Source organism: Pseudomonas sp. xss_4, from assembly GCF_043104125.1.
GTDB lineage: Bacteria > Pseudomonadota > Gammaproteobacteria > Pseudomonadales > Pseudomonadaceae > Aquipseudomonas > Aquipseudomonas parafulva_B.
The window spans coordinates 150,458-165,190 of the sequence record NZ_JBICKJ010000069.1; the positions used below are offsets into that span (position 1 = coordinate 150,458).

General features: G+C 62.5%; 18 protein-coding genes. 6 read left to right on the plus strand and 12 right to left on the minus strand.

All coding sequences use genetic code 11. The annotated features are described in order from the left end of the window. Position 1: 1 nt before the first annotated feature. The 3 genes from ACF8GB_RS14200 to ribBA form a co-directional block, all read right to left on the minus strand. Entirely contained in the window at positions 2-919 is a 918-nt protein-coding gene (locus ACF8GB_RS14200; protein ID WP_100851280.1) for an ABC transporter permease, read from the minus strand. After that, positions 916-1,941 carry an ABC transporter substrate-binding protein gene (locus ACF8GB_RS14205; protein ID WP_392527201.1) on the minus strand — a complete coding sequence of 342 codons (1,026 nt, stop codon included), beginning with the start codon at positions 1,939-1,941 and terminating at the stop codon, positions 916-918. Before ACF8GB_RS14205 ends, ACF8GB_RS14200 begins: the two co-directional genes overlap by 4 nt. 185 nt (positions 1,942-2,126) lie before the next feature. Then, positions 2,127-3,242: a bifunctional 3,4-dihydroxy-2-butanone-4-phosphate synthase/GTP cyclohydrolase II gene (ribBA, locus tag ACF8GB_RS14210; RefSeq protein ID WP_392527202.1), complete on the minus strand. Its 1,116-nt coding sequence runs from the start codon at positions 3,240-3,242 to the stop codon at positions 2,127-2,129. Positions 3,243-3,317: 75 nt separating this feature from the next. Between ribBA and ACF8GB_RS14215 the strand changes: the two genes are divergently transcribed. From ACF8GB_RS14215 to ACF8GB_RS14235, 5 genes are all read left to right on the plus strand, one after another. Next, positions 3,318-3,611, plus strand: coding sequence for a DUF1330 domain-containing protein (locus ACF8GB_RS14215; RefSeq protein ID WP_392527203.1), 294 nt, complete (start codon positions 3,318-3,320; stop codon positions 3,609-3,611). Positions 3,612-3,659: 48 nt separating this feature from the next. After that, entirely contained in the window at positions 3,660-4,061 is a 402-nt protein-coding gene (locus ACF8GB_RS14220) for a hypothetical protein (RefSeq protein ID WP_078478754.1), read from the plus strand. A gap of 110 nt (positions 4,062-4,171) precedes the next feature. Continuing rightward, on the plus strand, positions 4,172-4,393 hold the full coding sequence (locus tag ACF8GB_RS14225) for an MbtH family protein (protein ID WP_028686977.1): 222 nt from the start codon (positions 4,172-4,174) through the stop codon (positions 4,391-4,393). Further along, the gene (locus ACF8GB_RS14230) at positions 4,390-5,109 is read left to right on the plus strand and encodes a thioesterase II family protein (protein WP_392527204.1); all 720 of its coding nucleotides are present in this window, start codon (positions 4,390-4,392) and stop codon (positions 5,107-5,109) included. The genes ACF8GB_RS14225 and ACF8GB_RS14230 overlap by 4 nt, the downstream gene beginning before the upstream one ends. Before the next feature lie 112 nt (positions 5,110-5,221). Next, the gene (locus tag ACF8GB_RS14235) at positions 5,222-6,292 is read left to right on the plus strand and encodes a DUF1615 domain-containing protein (protein WP_372239217.1); all 1,071 of its coding nucleotides are present in this window, start codon (positions 5,222-5,224) and stop codon (positions 6,290-6,292) included. Between the two features lie 292 nt (positions 6,293-6,584). On the opposite strand, the gene ACF8GB_RS14240 is transcribed toward ACF8GB_RS14235, so the two are convergent. The 9 genes from ACF8GB_RS14240 to ACF8GB_RS14280 all read right to left on the minus strand — a co-directional run bounded on the left by ACF8GB_RS14240 (position 6,585) and on the right by ACF8GB_RS14280 (position 14,115). After that, on the minus strand, positions 6,585-7,448 hold the full coding sequence (locus ACF8GB_RS14240) for a metal ABC transporter solute-binding protein, Zn/Mn family (RefSeq protein ID WP_197843948.1): 864 nt from the start codon (positions 7,446-7,448) through the stop codon (positions 6,585-6,587). Next, complete coding sequence (locus tag ACF8GB_RS14245) at positions 7,445-8,344, minus strand: metal ABC transporter permease (RefSeq protein WP_058637323.1); 900 nt, start codon at positions 8,342-8,344, stop codon at positions 7,445-7,447. The genes ACF8GB_RS14240 and ACF8GB_RS14245 overlap by 4 nt, the downstream gene beginning before the upstream one ends. Beyond that, positions 8,344-9,090: a metal ABC transporter ATP-binding protein gene (locus ACF8GB_RS14250; protein WP_392527205.1), complete on the minus strand. Its 747-nt coding sequence runs from the start codon at positions 9,088-9,090 to the stop codon at positions 8,344-8,346. Before ACF8GB_RS14250 ends, ACF8GB_RS14245 begins: the two co-directional genes overlap by 1 nt. Further along, the gene (locus ACF8GB_RS14255; protein WP_058637321.1) at positions 9,087-9,989 is read right to left on the minus strand and encodes a metal ABC transporter substrate-binding protein; all 903 of its coding nucleotides are present in this window, start codon (positions 9,987-9,989) and stop codon (positions 9,087-9,089) included. The genes ACF8GB_RS14250 and ACF8GB_RS14255 overlap by 4 nt, the downstream gene beginning before the upstream one ends. A gap of 15 nt (positions 9,990-10,004) precedes the next feature. Next, positions 10,005-10,571 carry a DUF6162 family protein gene (locus ACF8GB_RS14260; RefSeq protein WP_392527206.1) on the minus strand — a complete coding sequence of 189 codons (567 nt, stop codon included), beginning with the start codon at positions 10,569-10,571 and terminating at the stop codon, positions 10,005-10,007. After that, positions 10,568-10,888, minus strand: a complete 321-nt coding sequence (locus tag ACF8GB_RS14265; protein ID WP_058603896.1) for a hypothetical protein — start codon at positions 10,886-10,888, stop codon at positions 10,568-10,570. The genes ACF8GB_RS14260 and ACF8GB_RS14265 overlap by 4 nt, the downstream gene beginning before the upstream one ends. Further along, the gene (locus tag ACF8GB_RS14270; RefSeq protein WP_058637319.1) at positions 10,885-11,424 is read right to left on the minus strand and encodes a hypothetical protein; all 540 of its coding nucleotides are present in this window, start codon (positions 11,422-11,424) and stop codon (positions 10,885-10,887) included. The genes ACF8GB_RS14265 and ACF8GB_RS14270 overlap by 4 nt, the downstream gene beginning before the upstream one ends. After that, positions 11,421-12,614 carry a PepSY domain-containing protein gene (locus ACF8GB_RS14275; RefSeq protein ID WP_058603898.1) on the minus strand — a complete coding sequence of 398 codons (1,194 nt, stop codon included), beginning with the start codon at positions 12,612-12,614 and terminating at the stop codon, positions 11,421-11,423. Before ACF8GB_RS14275 ends, ACF8GB_RS14270 begins: the two co-directional genes overlap by 4 nt. A gap of 166 nt (positions 12,615-12,780) precedes the next feature. Then, entirely contained in the window at positions 12,781-14,115 is a 1,335-nt protein-coding gene (locus ACF8GB_RS14280; RefSeq protein WP_392527207.1) for a lysine N(6)-hydroxylase/L-ornithine N(5)-oxygenase family protein, read from the minus strand. A 165-nt stretch (positions 14,116-14,280) separates the two neighbouring features. On the opposite strand from ACF8GB_RS14280, the gene ACF8GB_RS14285 reads away from it, so the two are divergent. Beyond that, entirely contained in the window at positions 14,281-14,727 is a 447-nt protein-coding gene (locus ACF8GB_RS14285; RefSeq protein WP_145255273.1) for a hypothetical protein, read from the plus strand. Positions 14,728-14,733: the final 6 nt, after the last annotated feature.

Below are 14,733 nucleotides of genomic sequence, written 5' to 3' on the forward strand. Positions count from 1 at the left end.
TTTACCTCGCAGTGCCAACCGGGGATTCCGGCTGCAGCTTCAGGTACAGGTAGAACAGCACCAGGGTGATGACCACCAACAAGGCAGCCGCCGCGCTGGCCAGGCCCCAATTGAGGAACGACTGCACCTGCTGGATGATGAATTCAGGCAGCATCATGTTCTGCGCCCCGCCCAGCAACGCCGGGGTGACGTAGTACCCCAACGACATGACGAACACCATCAACGCCCCGGAGAACAGCCCCGACCGGCACAGCGGCAAGAACACCTTCCAGAAGTTGGTCCACGGGCTGGCACCGCACACCGAGCCTGCCTGCAGCACCATCGGGTCGATGGCATGCATGGTTGCCTGCAGCGGTAGCACGATGAACGGGATCATGATGTAGCTCATGCCGATCACCACGCCTGTGAGGTTGTGCACCATCTCAAGTGGGCTGTCGATGATGCCCATGGCCATCAGCATTTTGTTGATGACCCCCGAGCTTTGCAGCAGCACCAGCCAGGAGTAGGTGCGCGCCAGCAGGCTGGTCCACATCGACAGCAGGACGATGTTAAGCAGCCACCGGCCCCAGCCCTTGGGTACCAGCGTGATCGCCCAGGCCAGCGGAAAGCCCAGCAGTACGCTGATCAGCGTGACCAGCCCTGCCACCGAAAAGGTGTTGAACAACACCCGGGCATAGGCCGAGTTGGCGAACAGCTGTTCATAGTTGCCAAGGCCAGGCGTAGGCTCGAGCACGCCGCGCAGTAACAGGCCAACCAACGGTGCGAAGAAAAACAGGCCCAGGAACAGCAAGGCTGGCAGCAGGTTACGGCTGCCCTTCCAGCGCTGGCTCAGGGAGGCGCGCCGTGGCCTGGCTCCGGGAGCACCGGTGCCCGAAGGGGCACCTTGGGCGTTATGCAGGGCATTGATCGCGACTTTCATTTGACCAGCCACTCATTCCAGCGGGCCGCGATGGCCTGGCCGTTCTTGGCCCAGTAGGCAAAGTCCAGGGTAACCTGATCCTGCGCATAGGCGGTCGGCAGGTTCGGGGCCAGGTCCTTGTCCAGCTTGGCGACGCTGTCGGTGTTGACCGGGGCGTAGGCCGTCTTGTTGGCGAATTCGGCTTGGCCTTCGGCGCTGCTGGCGTTGGCCAGGAACTTCATCGCCGCATCCTTGTTCTTGGCGCCTTTGGGAACGACCAGGAAATCGGCCATGACCAGGTTCTGCTTCCAGCTTACCCCTACAGGGGCGCCGTCTTGCTGCAGGGCGTAGACGCGGCCATTCCAGAACTGGCCGAGGGAGGCTTCACCCGAGGCCAGCAGTTGTTGCGACTGCGCGCCGCCGCCCCACCAGACGATGTCTTGCTTGATGGTGTCGAGCTTCTTGAAGGCGCGATCCAGGTCCAGCGGGTAGAGCTTGTCGGACGCCACGCCATCGGCCAGCAGCGCCAGTTCCAGTACGCCTGGGCTTGGCCATTTGTAGAGGGCGCGCTTGCCGGGGTAGGTCTTGGTGTCGAACAGTGCGGTCCAGTCGGTTGGCTTGCTGGCACCGAGCTTGCCTTCGTTGTAGCCGAGCACGAAGGAGAAGAAGAACGAACCCACGCCATGATCGGAAACGAAGCGCGGGTCGATCTTGTCGCGCTGGATCTGGGAAAAGTCCAGGGGCTCGAGCAGGCCTTCGCTGGCGGCGCGCAGGGCGAAGTCAGCCTCGACGTCGACCACGTCCCACTGCACGTTGCCGCTTTCGACCATCGCCTTGAGCTTGCCGTAGTCGGTCGGGCCGTCCTGCACCACCTTGATGCCGGTGGCCTTGCTGAACGGGGCTGCCCACGCTTGCTTCTGAGCATCCTGGGTCGTTCCGCCCCAGCTTACGAAGTTCAGGCTTTCAGCCGCCTGAGTGGCCTGGCAGGCCAGTGTCAGGAGGCTGGCCGACAGCACTGCGGTTACATGTTTGCTCAACAGCATGATTACGCCCTCGTTGCTTTTTGTTATTCGAGGCAGGGCTTGTGGTGCGCCCGCCAACAGTATTCGGGGAGCAGCGGTTACACATTCAAGGTCTACGGAATGTCATATTATGGTATTCCAAACTTTTCGCAAGTAGCAGCAGGCTACCGGCCATCATTTGGTTGATGGCCATGCAGGCGCTGCAATCAGCCGGTCATTGGCTCGAAGGGTATGTTTTGCACCACTTCCAGTTCGTAGCCCGCCAAGCCTGCATATTTCAAGGGCGGACCCAGGTGGCGAAGCTTGCCCACGCCCAGGTCTTGAAGAATCTGCGCACCGGTGCCGACCTCCGAGTACACCTTCGACTGCCCGCGCTGGTAGGGGCGCTGGGGTTGGGTCAAGTGGGGCACACGCTCGAGCAGCGCCTGGGAGGATTCGTGGTTGGCCAGGATCACGACCACGCCTGTTCCTTGCTCAGCCACTTTCTGCAATGCCGCCCACAACGTCCAGTTGGCCGGGCCCGCCCACTCGGCGCCGACCAGGTCGCGTAGCGGATCGATCACGTGCACCCTCACCAGCGTAGGCGTTTCACGGCGCAATTGGCCCATGACCATGGCCATGTGCACGCCGCCGTCGATACGGTCTTCATACGTGACCAGGCGGAAGGTGCCATGCACCGTGGGCAGCTCACGCTCTCCGATACGCTTGATGGTCTGCTCAGTGCTCAGCCAATGGATGAGGTCGGCAATGGTGCCGATCTTGATGCCGTGGCGGGCCGCAAAGGCCTCAAGTTCAGGCCGACGTGCCATGGTGCCGTCGTCGTTGAGCACCTCGACAATGACCGACGCCGGGCTCAAGCCTGCCAGGCGGGCCAGGTCGCAGCCGGCCTCTGTGTGCCCTGCACGGGTAAGGACACCGCCTTCGCGAGCGCGCAACGGGAAAATATGCCCAGGCTGTACCAGGTCCTCCGGGCAAGCGTCAGCGGCCATGGCAGCTGCCACGGTGCGTGCGCGATCGGCGGCGGAAATGCCCGTGGTGACACCGGTCGCAGCCTCGATCGAGACGGTGAAGGCGGTGCTGAACATGCTGCCGTTGGCCGGAACCATCTGTTCCAGGCCTAGGCGCTGGCAATGCTCATCCGTCAGCGTCAGGCAGATCAGGCCACGGGCTTGCTTGGCCATGAAATTAATGGCTTGCGCGTCGCAGTATTGGGCGGCGATCAGCAGGTCGCCTTCGTTCTCCCGATCTTCGTCGTCCACCAGCAAGACCATCTTGCCTTGCCGATAATCCTGGAGAATTTCATCGATGGTATTGAAAGGCATGTCAGGTGCTCGTGCTGAGATTAATTGTTTATGGTATACCATCATACACAAATGCCCAGCGCAGGAGACAAGCGGATGAAAGCCTACTGGATTGCCTATGTGGACGTGACCGACCCGGTCCACTATCAGCAGTACACACAGCGTGCTCCGGCGGCCTTCCAGGCCTACGGCGGGCGCTTTCTGGCCAGGGGCGGGCGCAGTGAGGCCATGGAAGGGCGGCCTACGCCGCAACGCAGCGTGGTCATCGAATTCGACTCCTATGACCAGGCCGTGGCCTGCTATCGCTCCGACCTTTACCAGCAAGCCTGCGGCCTGCGCCAAGGTGCGGCGTGCGCCGAGGTGATCATCGTCGAGGGCGTCGCGCCCTGATGCCAACGGGCCTGGAGCAGGCGCCGCAATTCTGGCTATGCTTGGGCAATGACCATCCCTGTCCCGTTGCGCCAACCTTGCCCGCCCGGTGCCTGCATTTGCGGTCGCGATCAGCTGGCCACCGAGTGCGAGCCGGCCCGGCGCATCCTGCTGCTCACCCGGCAGGAAGAAAAGCGCCTGCTCGAACGCCTGGAGAACCTTCAGGACATCGAGGACCTCTATCGCCTGCAACGCCGGCTGTATGACAACCTGGGCATCCGGCTGCACATCGCACCGGGCCACCATGAAGTGCGCACCATGCGCGGGATCGTCATCGAACTGGACGATCAGCCTGGGTTGTGCCGCAAGACGCGCCAGGCCATACCGGCGGCCATTCGCAAGGGGCTCGAACGAAATCCGCAGGTTGCCTTCCGCCTGCTCGATACCCACGATCTGCTGCGCGATACCTGACTGAACCGGCCTCACCCAGTCGCCTAATTTTTTGCACGCCCTGCACGTCTACTTGAAAGTTCCCCTGCACCGCGTGCGCAGGGGTAATCCCACTCAAGGAGGCAGGCAACATGACTTCAGTTTTCGACCGTGAAGACATCCAGTTCCAGGTCGTGGTCAATCACGAAGAACAGTATTCGATCTGGCCGGAGTACAAGGCGATTCCCGAGGGCTGGCGGGCGGTGGGCAAGGCAGGGCTGAAAAAGGACTGCCTGGCCTACATCGATGAGGTGTGGACCGACATGCGCCCACTCAGCCTGCGTCAGAAAATGGCTGAAGCTGGCGCGCAGTGACGGTGATCAATCTTCTGTGCCTGCCGTATTCGGGGGCCAGTGCGATGGTGTACAGCCGGTGGCGCCGCGCGCTGCCGGCGTGGTTGCAGGTTCGTCCAGTGGAATTGCCTGGGCGCGGCGCACGCATGGCCGAGGCGCTGCACACCGACATGCAGGGACTGGCCCGGCAGCTGGCCCAGGAGCAGCGGTTGGCGACCAGTACGCCCTATGCCTTGCTCGGCCATAGCCTGGGCGCACTGCTGGCCTTTGAACTGGCCCATGAGCTGCAGGCGCTTGGTTGCCCGCCACCGCTGGCGCTGTTCGCCTGCGGCACTGCCGCGCCTACACGCCGGGAAGACTACGACGGCCAGCGCTGGCGCGAGCCGAAGTCCGACACCGAGCTGATCGATGAATTGCGTGAGCTGCAAGGCACGCCAGAACAAGTGCTTGCCAATGACGAATTGATGAGCCTGACACTGCCGATACTGCGGGCCGACTTCCTGCTGTGTGGGACCTATGCGTATCGTCAGCGGCCCGCGCTTGGCTGCCCGTTGCACGTACTGGGTGGCGAAGAGGATCGGGCCAGCCGCGAGCAGCTACAGGCCTGGCAGCACGAAACACAGGGCTCTTTTTCGCTGCAGATGTTTCCTGGCGGTCACTTCTTCATCCATAACCATGAGCCAGGCGTGCTGGCGGCATTGACCAGCGCCTTGGAACCGCTGCGGCTGACGGGTTGATTGACGTCTTGCCCAGGGTCGGCGAGGCTAGGGCATTTCAACCCTCAGGACAGACCATGCTGATCGATCCCTCTGTGCGCACGTTGGCAGGAGCATCCCTCTGAAAGGGCGCATGCTGGTCGCAGGCGTTCTGGCCTTGACCATGTTGCAAGGGTGTACGGGTCACCGAGCGTCCGTACCCCAAGCTGACCCTGCGCAGGTGCGCGCCGAACTGATGCGGCTATTGCCCGCCAATGCCGGTGATCGCGCTGGCTGGGCCGCTGATATCCAGAAGGCGTTCCAGGCACAGGGTATCGAGCCCTCCAGGCGCAACCTGTGCGCGGTACTGGCTGTGACCGAGCAGGAGTCCACCTTCAACGCCGATCCCCAGGTGCCTCAGCTGGGCCGTATCGCTCGGGAGGAAATCAATCGGCGGGCTGCCCGTGTGCATGTGCCCAGGATGCTGGTCGACGGCGCGCTGCAAACCCCGTCAGGCAATGGCAAGACCTATGCACAGCGCTTGCAGGCAGTGCGCACCGAGAAGCAGCTGAGCGAACTGTACGATGAAGTGATCGCGCGGGTGCCTTTGGGCCGTACCTTGCTGGGGGGGCTCAACCCGGTACATACCGGCGGCCCGATGCAGGTGAGCATCGACTTTGCCGAGAAACATGCGCAAGCCTATCCCTACACGCGCGAGGGCAGCGTGCGACAGGAAGTGTTCACGCGCCGTGGTGGCCTGTATTTCGGGATTGCGCATTTGTTGGGCTATCCCGCCAACTACGAGCGTCAGCTCTATCGGTTCGCCGACTTCAACGCCGGTTGGTACGCCAGCCGGAATGCGGCGTTTCAGGCGGCGCTCAGCCAGGTTACCGGGACAGACCTGGCGCTGGACGGTGACCTGATTGCGCCTGGGTCGATCATGCCCGGTACCACCGAAAGGGCAGCACGTCAGCTGGGTCGTCAGCTGGGCCTGCGTAACCCGCAGATTCGCAGTCAGCTGGAGCAGGGAACTGAACTGGATTTTGAAGATACCCGGCTATACCGGGAGGTGTTTGCCCTGGCCGATGCCAAGGCCGGCCGTGCATTGCCGCGGGCCGTGCTGCCGGGCATCGAGCTGAAAAGCCCGAAGATCACCCGCAAGCTGACCACTGCCTGGTTTGCCGAGCGGGTGGATGGGCGTTATGAGCGGTGTATGCGTCGGTGATTGGGTGTGGGTGTCTCACTGCGGTGCGCGCTCGATAGCTAAATAGCGATCACTTGACAAGTGCAAGCTGTAGCGCCGTGTAGGAGCGGTCTTGTACCGCGATGGGCCGCATAGCGGCCCCAGCTATATAAGGTGCGAAGCTGAAGTCCTGGGACTGCTGCGCAGCCCATCGCGGCACAAGGCCGCTCCCACGTGGGTACTGCGTTACAGCTTGGACTTGTGAAGTGCTCGTAGAATCCCGCATAGCGGTCAAGCCCAAATCCAAGTCACCTTCGCCTGTCCGCAGACCCCTTCAGCCTTGACCCAATGCCTCGACAATCTGATCAACGCTGCTCTTCAGCCCAGCCAGTGTGTCCTCGTTATCGCTCTGCACGACAACCAGTTTCGCGCCGCTGTCTTTGATTACCTGCGCCACCGCAGCCTCTGGTTGCCGATGATCCAAGACCAGGGCCACATCCTGGTTTTTGAGGTTATCGGCCAAGGCTTTGAGCGCAGCCGCATCCCACTCGGTGGGCAGCGGCTGATCTACCAGGTCCAGGTTCAATCCGCTGGCCAGATAACCCAGTCGCTCCGACAGGCTGACGGTGGTCAGGTTTTCCACCTTGGCCAGGCGCGTCTGGCTATCGGCGGCCAGTGCCAATACTTGCTGCTTGAAGCCGGCAAGGTTGGTCTGAATGCGTGCCTTGTCCGCGGGCGACAGCCGCTCCAGATCATTGGCCACGACATCGGCCATGCGTCCCAGATTGGTGGGGCTGAGCCATGGGTAGCCGGCGTAGGCATCAGCCCCCGTCACGGCGATGCCTGGCAATGCACCATCGACCGGGCGAGCGGCGTCGATTTCGACGATGCGAATATTGCTGCGGCGCGCCACCGGGTAAAGCGGATCGTCTCGCCAGATCGAGCGTACGCCGATCACCGCGTCAGCCTGCTGGGCCGCCTTGTGCAGGCTGGCTTCGCCACGGCCACTGAAATACGACGGCTGGCGGCTGGCAGGCAAATTCGCCGGCGCAGCGCGTTTGAGCTCAACCGAAGTGCCTTCGAGCAATGTGTTGGCCAGGCTGTGGGTGACCGGCAGGGTGGTCAGCACTTGGGTGGCCGAGGCCAGGGACGGCAGGCTGATAAGGGCGAGGGCCAGACACAGGCGTTTGAGGTTCATGCCGGGTTTCCTTGCAGGCGTGGGACGAGCGCACGGGCCAGGGCGGCCAGGGCGAAGCAGAGACCGGCGACCAGTATGATCGCGGCGCCGGACGGTACAGGCAGGTCGAAGACGATCGGCAGCAGAATGCCGAACAGGGTACTCAGGGTAGCGATAAACACCGAGATGAAGAAAAAGCCTTTCAATGACTGGCTGACCAGGCGCGCGGCAGCGGCGGGGATGACCAGCAACGCACCCACCAAGATGGCGCCAATCACCTTGACCGCAGCCACCGTGACCAGGGTCACCAGCACCACGAACAAGTAGTCGAGGGTCTTGACCGCGACCCCGCGTACAGCAGCCAATTGCGGATTGAAGCTGGCCAGCATGATGCGGTTGTAAAGCGGCAGCGCCAAGGCCAGCACCAGCACAGCGACGATTCCCAGCACGACCAAGTCCTGACCGCTGACGGTCAACACCGAACCGAACAGCACGTTTTCCAGAATGTGCACGTTGATCTTGCCTGCCAGCATCAGCAGCAGGCTGGCCCCCAGCGCCAGGGACACCGACAGGAAGACCCCAATCAGCGTGTCAGGTGACAGGCCGGTGCGGTTACGCAGGAAATTCAGCAAGATACCGAACAACAGGCAATAGCCGAACAGGCTGCCGTAAGGGCCGGTGTAGGGTTCGCCCAACAGAATGCCGATGGCCACGCCGGTCAGCGCCGCGTGGCCGACTGCTTCGGAGAAGAAGGCAAAGCGCTTGACCACCACCAGCGTTCCAAGGCCACCGAGCACCGGCCCGATCATCAACCCGGCCAGCAAAGCATTGACCACGAAGCCGTAGGCCAGCGCCTCGGGCAAGTAGCCTTGAACGGCCCATTGTTGAACCAATTCACGGAAGGATTCGAAACTCATCAGGCAAGGCTCTCGCTGCGCGGATGGACGGAGAACAGGCCGAGCAGACGCTCAGGGGTGAGCGCCTGGGCAGGCGCAGCATCGAACAGCACGCGGCGACTCAGGCCGGTGACCCGGTCAGCCAGGCGCAGCACGGCTTCAAGATCATGTTCGATCCACAAGACAGTGGTGCCGGATCGGCGCCAGCTGGCCAGCAGGTGCTCGAACACGCGAATACCCGCTTCGTCCAGCGCCGACATGGGTTCGTCCAGCACCAGCAGTTGCGGCTCGGGAATCAGCCCTTGCGCCAGCAGCACCCGCTGACGCTCACCGCCTGACAGCGCGCCCATGCGCCGCTTGCGCTTGTCGAGCATGCCGACGTGGGTCAGGGCTGCCTCGATGGCCGGCTGGACCCGCTTGGACAGCCCTAGAAAGGCGGGCTGGCGCTGGCACATGGCGGCCATGAAGTCGTCTACGGTCATGGGCAGGCCGCGGTCGAACTCCAGCGCCTGCGGCACGTAGCCGATCACCTCCCGCTCGCTGGGCCAATGCATGGCCAATCGACCCTGATGCGGCATCTGCCCCAGCAGTGTCTTGATCAGCGAGCTCTTGCCGCCCCCATTGGGCCCGACGATGGCATGCACCGAGCCGGCCGCGACGGTGAAACTGACCTGCTCGAGAATGCGCGTACGGCCCAGTTCGAGGTTGATCGCCTCGAACTCGATGCGCGGCCCACAAACCGGCAGCACCTGGGTGGCGGCGGTCATGCGCGGTTCTCCTCGATGGCGCGCACCACCGTGTCGAGGTTGCGCTTCATTTCGATTTCATACTTGTCTTTGGTGTATTCGCCATAGGAAATATGCGTCAACGGGTACAAGCGCACGCCGGATTCGCGCTGGATCGTTTCCACATAGGCAGAGGGGAAGTCCATCTCCGAAAAAATGACCCGGACATCCAGCGCTTTGAGTTGGTCGATGGTTTTCTTCAACTGAGCGGGGCTGGGCTCGATACCGTGGGCAGGCTCCACCACGGCGGTCACTTCAAGGCCAAAATCACGCACGAGATAATCGTAGGCAGCGTGGATCGTGGCCACACGGAAGGTGGCGCCAGGTGCTTGACTCACCTTGGCCAGGGCCTCGGCACGCAGGGCGCGCAGACGCTTGGCATAGGCCCGCGCATTTTGCGTGTAGAGCTTCGCGTTTTCCGGGTCCAGCTTGCCCAGTTCTCGGGCAATGTTGTTGACCTGTGCAATGGTGGTACTGATGGACAGGAAGGTATGCGGATTGACGACCTTGCCAGCGCCGCGTGCGGCAATGCCGGTTGCCGCGAGCAGAGGCACGTTCTGGTTCGATTCGATGGTGGCGATGTTCGGTTTTTCGCTGGCCGCGATCATGCGGTCGGCAAAGTCGTCATGACCGACGCCGTTGAGCACGACCACATCGAGCGTCCCGATGCGCTTGATGTCCTCGGCGCGAGGCTCGTAGGCATGGGGGTTGAAACCAGCCGGGATCAACGGCACTACCTCGGCCTTGTCGCCAACGATATTGCTCACATAGCTGTAGTAAGGGTGCAGGGTGATGCCGATACGCAGCGGCTTGCCGGGGTCGGCCAGGGCAAAGGCGGGCAGGGCACAGGCCAGGAGCAGGGCGAGGGCGGAGCGAAGCATGGGGCGTTCCTTAAGTCAGTGACGGTGTTCGCGGGTGACACCGGCGTCGTAGTGGCTGACGACCTGGCGCCAGCCTGCGGCGATCAGGCTTGCCGGGGCAAGGTCATCGACCGATGGGCTGGGGTTGCCTCGGTAGAGCCAGACGTCGGCCTCGGCGCCCCCTTCGGGCAGGATCATCAGCAGGTGGCCGGCGATTTCCGGCGCCTGGCTGCGGCCCAGGTAGGCGCCGTCGGCTAGCAACGACCATTGGTGATCGCCACGGCCCTGGCTACCGGCATCAATGACGAAAGGCGGCAGCCCCTCGGCCGCCAGCGACTGCACCTCGGGGACGGCGCCCTGTTCCTCGCGCAGGTACTGTATTTCGTCGAAAGCCACCCGCAGGTCGGTGTAGAGGCCTTGCTCAGCTGGAGTCAGGTCCCGGCGAGCATCGATCTGATGGCTGGCGATCGGCTGATCGTCGACACGCTCCCCGCGCACCAGTACGACGCTGGCTGCCAGGGCCACGATCAATGCACTGACCAAAAGCACATATAGCGTTTCATGCCCGGCGCCGGCCGGGCGAATCACCTGGACCCGGCTCATGGTTGCGAAATGTCCGCGTAGTCGACTTCGACCACATGGCCTGGGCCTGCGTCGAACAACACGTAGAATTCGCCATCCGGGCGCTTGAAGGTGAGGGTGGAGTCATCCCCGAGCTTACCGCCGACCAGCACCTGCTCGTCGTAGCCGATCACATCCAGGGTGACCCCGGGTGCACCGCTCCCGTCCGAAAAGCCGCCGGTGCATTTGATCTGACTGCCCGGCACTTCCTCACACTCGCACATGGGGTTGTGGGCCATGGCAGCCGTGGCGGTTAACAGCAGTGAAGAGAGCATGAGCCTACGCATGAGGTGTTTCATTTGTTGCCTCCTTGTTTCTTGAGCCAGGCCACGGTGGCTGGCGATGCCTGGGCCAAGGGCACCGAGGCTTGATGCATGCTGCCGTCCCAGCCTTCGAGGGTGATCCACACCTGGGCATCTGGCCGAGTACGCGGCGCAATCGGAAGGGAGGTACCCATGTGGTAGGGTGCCCCGAAGAAAATGGTGCCGGCGGCGCGCAGGCTGCGCGGCTTGCCGATGCGCAGGTAGGTGGCCTTCACCTCTTGGGCGCAGCCTTTGCAGAGGGCGGCATTGAACACCTTGAAATAGCCGGCCGGGCCATCGGCCTGGGGCGCTTCGTCACGCATTTCAGCCAGGTCCAGGCTGTAGGGCCCTACCTTGATATCGCGTATGACGTTCGCGCCGAGCCCGGCTTCGCCGCGAAACAGCTTGGCATCGGCAAAGTACTGGGGCATGAAACCCAGCGGGATCAGGATCAGCAGAATGTTCAGGTGAAAGCGCCACTTCAACCAGAACTGTTTCAATGGCCGTTGCGCGAGGGTGTGTGCCTGGCTCATGGTTGGGTCTCCAGGGTAGGCTCGCGCTGCGCGACGCGGGGCGCGCGCTCGCTGCGCTTGAGGGCGGCGGCGGTGGCCTGGGCGGTGCGCTTGGTCCAGATGAGCAGGCCGCTGAACACCATCAAGGTCAACACCAGGCCGAAGAAGAACCATACCAGCTTGATCGGCAACCCGCCGAAGTCACCGGTGTGCAGCGGACGCATGGATTCGGTGACGAACTCCAGGGGCGTGCGGTCGCTGATGCGGAACTGGCTGTCGACCTGGCGGGTGTAGGGATTGACCGAGGCGTTCTGGAACATCAGCGGGTACCAACCCGGCCCTGAAAGGCTGATGTGGCTGTAGGCCGTGGCGGGCAATATCACGAAGCTGACCTCAAGGCCTGGCACCGCGTGCCCGGCAATGCGCACGGCTTCGTCCAGGTCGATGCGTGGTGCGGGGGTGCCGTCAGTGGTCTGCGGCACGTCTTCGCGTGCAATCACCGGCACGATGGGCCGTGTGGAAATCGTGACGTGGTTATCGCCCAGAATGGCTTGGATCAAGAACCAGGTACCGGTAATGGAAATGACGGCAATGAACCAGATGGACCAGACGCCGGCCAGGCGGTGCACGTCCCCCCAGAAAATCCGCGAGCCGTGACCGGTGCGCACCGGCTTGAAGAACCCTCTCCAGAATTTCTTGTACACCACAAGCCCCGTGACCAGGGATGCCAGCATGGGCAGGCCCAACAGGGAAACAAGGTACCAGCCCCAGCTGTAACCGTTGGTGAACGGCACCAGCCACCATCCATGCAAGGCACGGGTGAAGGCTTCGAAGTCGAAGTCGGGCGTCTTGCCCTGGATCGCTCCGGTGTAGGGGTTTACATACAGCGTAGGGCTGGTGCCGTCGGGCAGGGTAACGTTGGCAACGACCGCGAAGTGAGAGCCGTCGGGCTGGCGAAGCATGTCCACGATCATGTCGGGCTCAGCCTTGTGCAGCGCATCGAGCACTTGCTGGAAACTCAGGCGGTCCACGTCGGCATCGGGCTTGTTGGCGCGCACCGCAGGGTCGGCCAGCCAGACGATCTCCTGGCTGACCACCGCGAGCATGCCGGTGAAACAGACGATGAGAACAAAGAACCAGATCGGCAGCGCGAGCCAGCTGTGGACCAGGAACCAGAGCCTGGACTTGGATTTCTTTGGAGTTTTGGCCATCAGACGATCTTCACAATAAGGGGCCGAGCTTAAGCCCAACCCTGGAGAGCTGTATTGATAAGGACGAATGAGAATCGAAATTCCGTCGATTTAAATGCAAGGAAATGTTTCAGGCTGGGGAGCCGGCCCCTGCGCCTGAAGCTGGGGGCCGGTGGCAAAGCGTCTGTCAGGCGCGGGACAGGACCGCTTCTGGCAGGGGCAGGGTGCGCAACGAGGGCAGGTCTTGATAAAGCGCACGGCCAATCTCGGCGGCCCGCGAGGGCAGAACTGACAACAGGGTGTCGCTCAGGCCATGGCTGTTCTCGCAGAAGCCTTGCAGGTACACCGACGCCTTGAGGTCGGGGCTGGTCAGTACGCGGTAGTTGCGATCAACGTTGAAATCCTCGAGGTAGCCAGCCAGCGGGGCCAGCAAGTCCCGGTGCGAACGGCGCTCGTAGCCGGTAGCCAGGATGACGGCATCGTAGCGGTGGGTCTGTTGTTGGCCGGTGGCCAGGTCGCTGAGCGTCAGCTCGATGCCATCTGCGTTGCCCACCACGGCGTCTACCTGGCGCCGGCACAGCACATTGTGGCGGAACTGATGGGCCACTTTCTGCCGATAGAGGATGGCGTAGATGCGCTCGATCAGGTTCAGGTCGACCACCGAGTAATTGGTGTTGTGGTATTCATCGAGCAACTTGCTGCGTTGATCGGCCGGTTCGTTATAGACCAGGTCGGTGTAGTCGGGTGCGAAGATCTCGTTGACGAACGGGCTGTCGTCGGCCTGCTTGAGTGCCGAGGCGCGCAGGATCATGTCCACCTTTACCGACGGGTAGCTGTCGTTGAGGTCGATGAACGCCTCGGCTGCGCTCTGGCCTGAGCCGATGACCGCGATGCGCATCGGTTTGCCGGCGTTGCAGGGCAGCTGGCTGAGGCTGCTGAGGTAGCGGGAATGGTGGAACACGCGCGGGTCGTTCTTGAAGGCCGCGAACGTTTCCGGAATCTTAGGTGTACCGCCGCTACCCACTACGACCGAACGGGCCCTGCGGCTATATTCCCGACCTTCGGCATCACGGGACACCAGGCGCAGGTGCTCGACGCGGCCCTGGGTGAGTTCAGGTTCGATGCGCAGCACTTCTTCACCGTATACCGCCTGGGTCGCGAAGTGTTCGGCAGCCCAGCGCAGGTAGTCGTTGTATTCCAGTCGGCACGGGTAGAAGGTGCCCAGGTTGATGAAGTCAGCCAGGCGCTGTTTCTGGTGTAGGTAATTGACGAAGCTGTAGGGGCTGGTGGGGTTGCGCAGGGATACCAGGTCCTTGAGGAAGGAAATCTGCAACTCGCTTTGGGTGGCCAGGGTTTCACCGTGCCAGCGATAGTCTCGCTGCTTTTCGATAAATAGCGCGTCCAGGGCACGCCCTTGGCTTTCGGCCAGCTCTTCCAGGGCGATTGCCAGCGCCAGGTTGGACGGGCCGAAGCCTACGCCGATCAGATCTTTGATGGTTTCCTGCTGTGAGGCTTGGGTCATGGCCGCGATTCCATAAGGTCGATGTGGACGCTCACCGGTGATCCGGCTACCGCGCTGGTACATCTTCTGGAACGAGCCAACCGAGAGGGAATTTAGCAGGGCTCAAGACCAGGCCGTTGTAGCCGATAAAAGGGGCACGGACCGGTTTTGGAGCAGGGAATCATCATGGTCGCAATCACCTCCAGCAATCTGTTGATCAACGGCGTCTCAGCCCAGACGCTGCGCGTTGACGCTGCCGACGAGCGCGAACGGCGCGTGCAGGCGGGCGAGGCGCCCGGCCCGTTGAGCATCGCCGGTGACAGCCTCAAAGCCACAGCCACAGGCCAGGCACAAGCGGCCCAGGGCGAGGACAGCGACGAGCCAGAGGCGGTCAAGCAGTTGCGCGAGTTGATCAAGGCGTTGCAGAAACAGCTGGCAGAGGAGCAGAAACAACTGGCAGCTCTGATGAACAGTGACATGGAAGAGACCGCGAAGATGGCTGCCATCAGCACCAAGCAGAGCAGCATTGCCACGCTCAGCAGCCAGATCATCGCGGCCTCGGCACAATTGCTGGAACTGTTGCAGCAAAGCGGTGGTGGCAGTGCCGGTGGCCTGGTCAGCACCCGTGCCTAGCGGGCA

What these genes read in the sequence shown, in the direction of transcription:
- ACF8GB_RS14285 (WP_145255273.1), top strand. Translation starts at nt 14,281, where the DNA reads ATGGTCGCAATCACCTCCAGCAATCTGTTGATCAACGGCGTCTCAGCC.
- ACF8GB_RS14265 (WP_058603896.1), bottom strand. Translation starts at nt 10,888, where the DNA reads ATGAAACACCTCATGCGTAGGCTCATGCTCTCTTCACTGCTGTTAACC.
- ACF8GB_RS14225 (WP_028686977.1), top strand. Translation starts at nt 4,172, where the DNA reads ATGACTTCAGTTTTCGACCGTGAAGACATCCAGTTCCAGGTCGTGGTC.
- ACF8GB_RS14275 (WP_058603898.1), bottom strand. Translation starts at nt 12,614, where the DNA reads ATGGCCAAAACTCCAAAGAAATCCAAGTCCAGGCTCTGGTTCCTGGTC.
- ACF8GB_RS14215 (WP_392527203.1), top strand. Translation starts at nt 3,318, where the DNA reads ATGAAAGCCTACTGGATTGCCTATGTGGACGTGACCGACCCGGTCCAC.
- ACF8GB_RS14220 (WP_078478754.1), top strand. Translation starts at nt 3,660, where the DNA reads ATGACCATCCCTGTCCCGTTGCGCCAACCTTGCCCGCCCGGTGCCTGC.
- ACF8GB_RS14205 (WP_392527201.1), bottom strand. Translation starts at nt 1,941, where the DNA reads ATGCTGTTGAGCAAACATGTAACCGCAGTGCTGTCGGCCAGCCTCCTG.
- ribBA (WP_392527202.1), bottom strand. Translation starts at nt 3,242, where the DNA reads ATGCCTTTCAATACCATCGATGAAATTCTCCAGGATTATCGGCAAGGC.
- ACF8GB_RS14245 (WP_058637323.1), bottom strand. Translation starts at nt 8,344, where the DNA reads ATGAGTTTCGAATCCTTCCGTGAATTGGTTCAACAATGGGCCGTTCAA.
- ACF8GB_RS14280 (WP_392527207.1), bottom strand. Translation starts at nt 14,115, where the DNA reads ATGACCCAAGCCTCACAGCAGGAAACCATCAAAGATCTGATCGGCGTA.
- ACF8GB_RS14200 (WP_100851280.1), bottom strand. Translation starts at nt 919, where the DNA reads ATGAAAGTCGCGATCAATGCCCTGCATAACGCCCAAGGTGCCCCTTCG.
- ACF8GB_RS14235 (WP_372239217.1), top strand. Translation starts at nt 5,222, where the DNA reads ATGCTGGTCGCAGGCGTTCTGGCCTTGACCATGTTGCAAGGGTGTACG.
- ACF8GB_RS14260 (WP_392527206.1), bottom strand. Translation starts at nt 10,571, where the DNA reads ATGAGCCGGGTCCAGGTGATTCGCCCGGCCGGCGCCGGGCATGAAACG.
- ACF8GB_RS14270 (WP_058637319.1), bottom strand. Translation starts at nt 11,424, where the DNA reads ATGAGCCAGGCACACACCCTCGCGCAACGGCCATTGAAACAGTTCTGG.
- ACF8GB_RS14255 (WP_058637321.1), bottom strand. Translation starts at nt 9,989, where the DNA reads ATGCTTCGCTCCGCCCTCGCCCTGCTCCTGGCCTGTGCCCTGCCCGCC.
- ACF8GB_RS14250 (WP_392527205.1), bottom strand. Translation starts at nt 9,090, where the DNA reads ATGACCGCCGCCACCCAGGTGCTGCCGGTTTGTGGGCCGCGCATCGAG.
- ACF8GB_RS14240 (WP_197843948.1), bottom strand. Translation starts at nt 7,448, where the DNA reads ATGAACCTCAAACGCCTGTGTCTGGCCCTCGCCCTTATCAGCCTGCCG.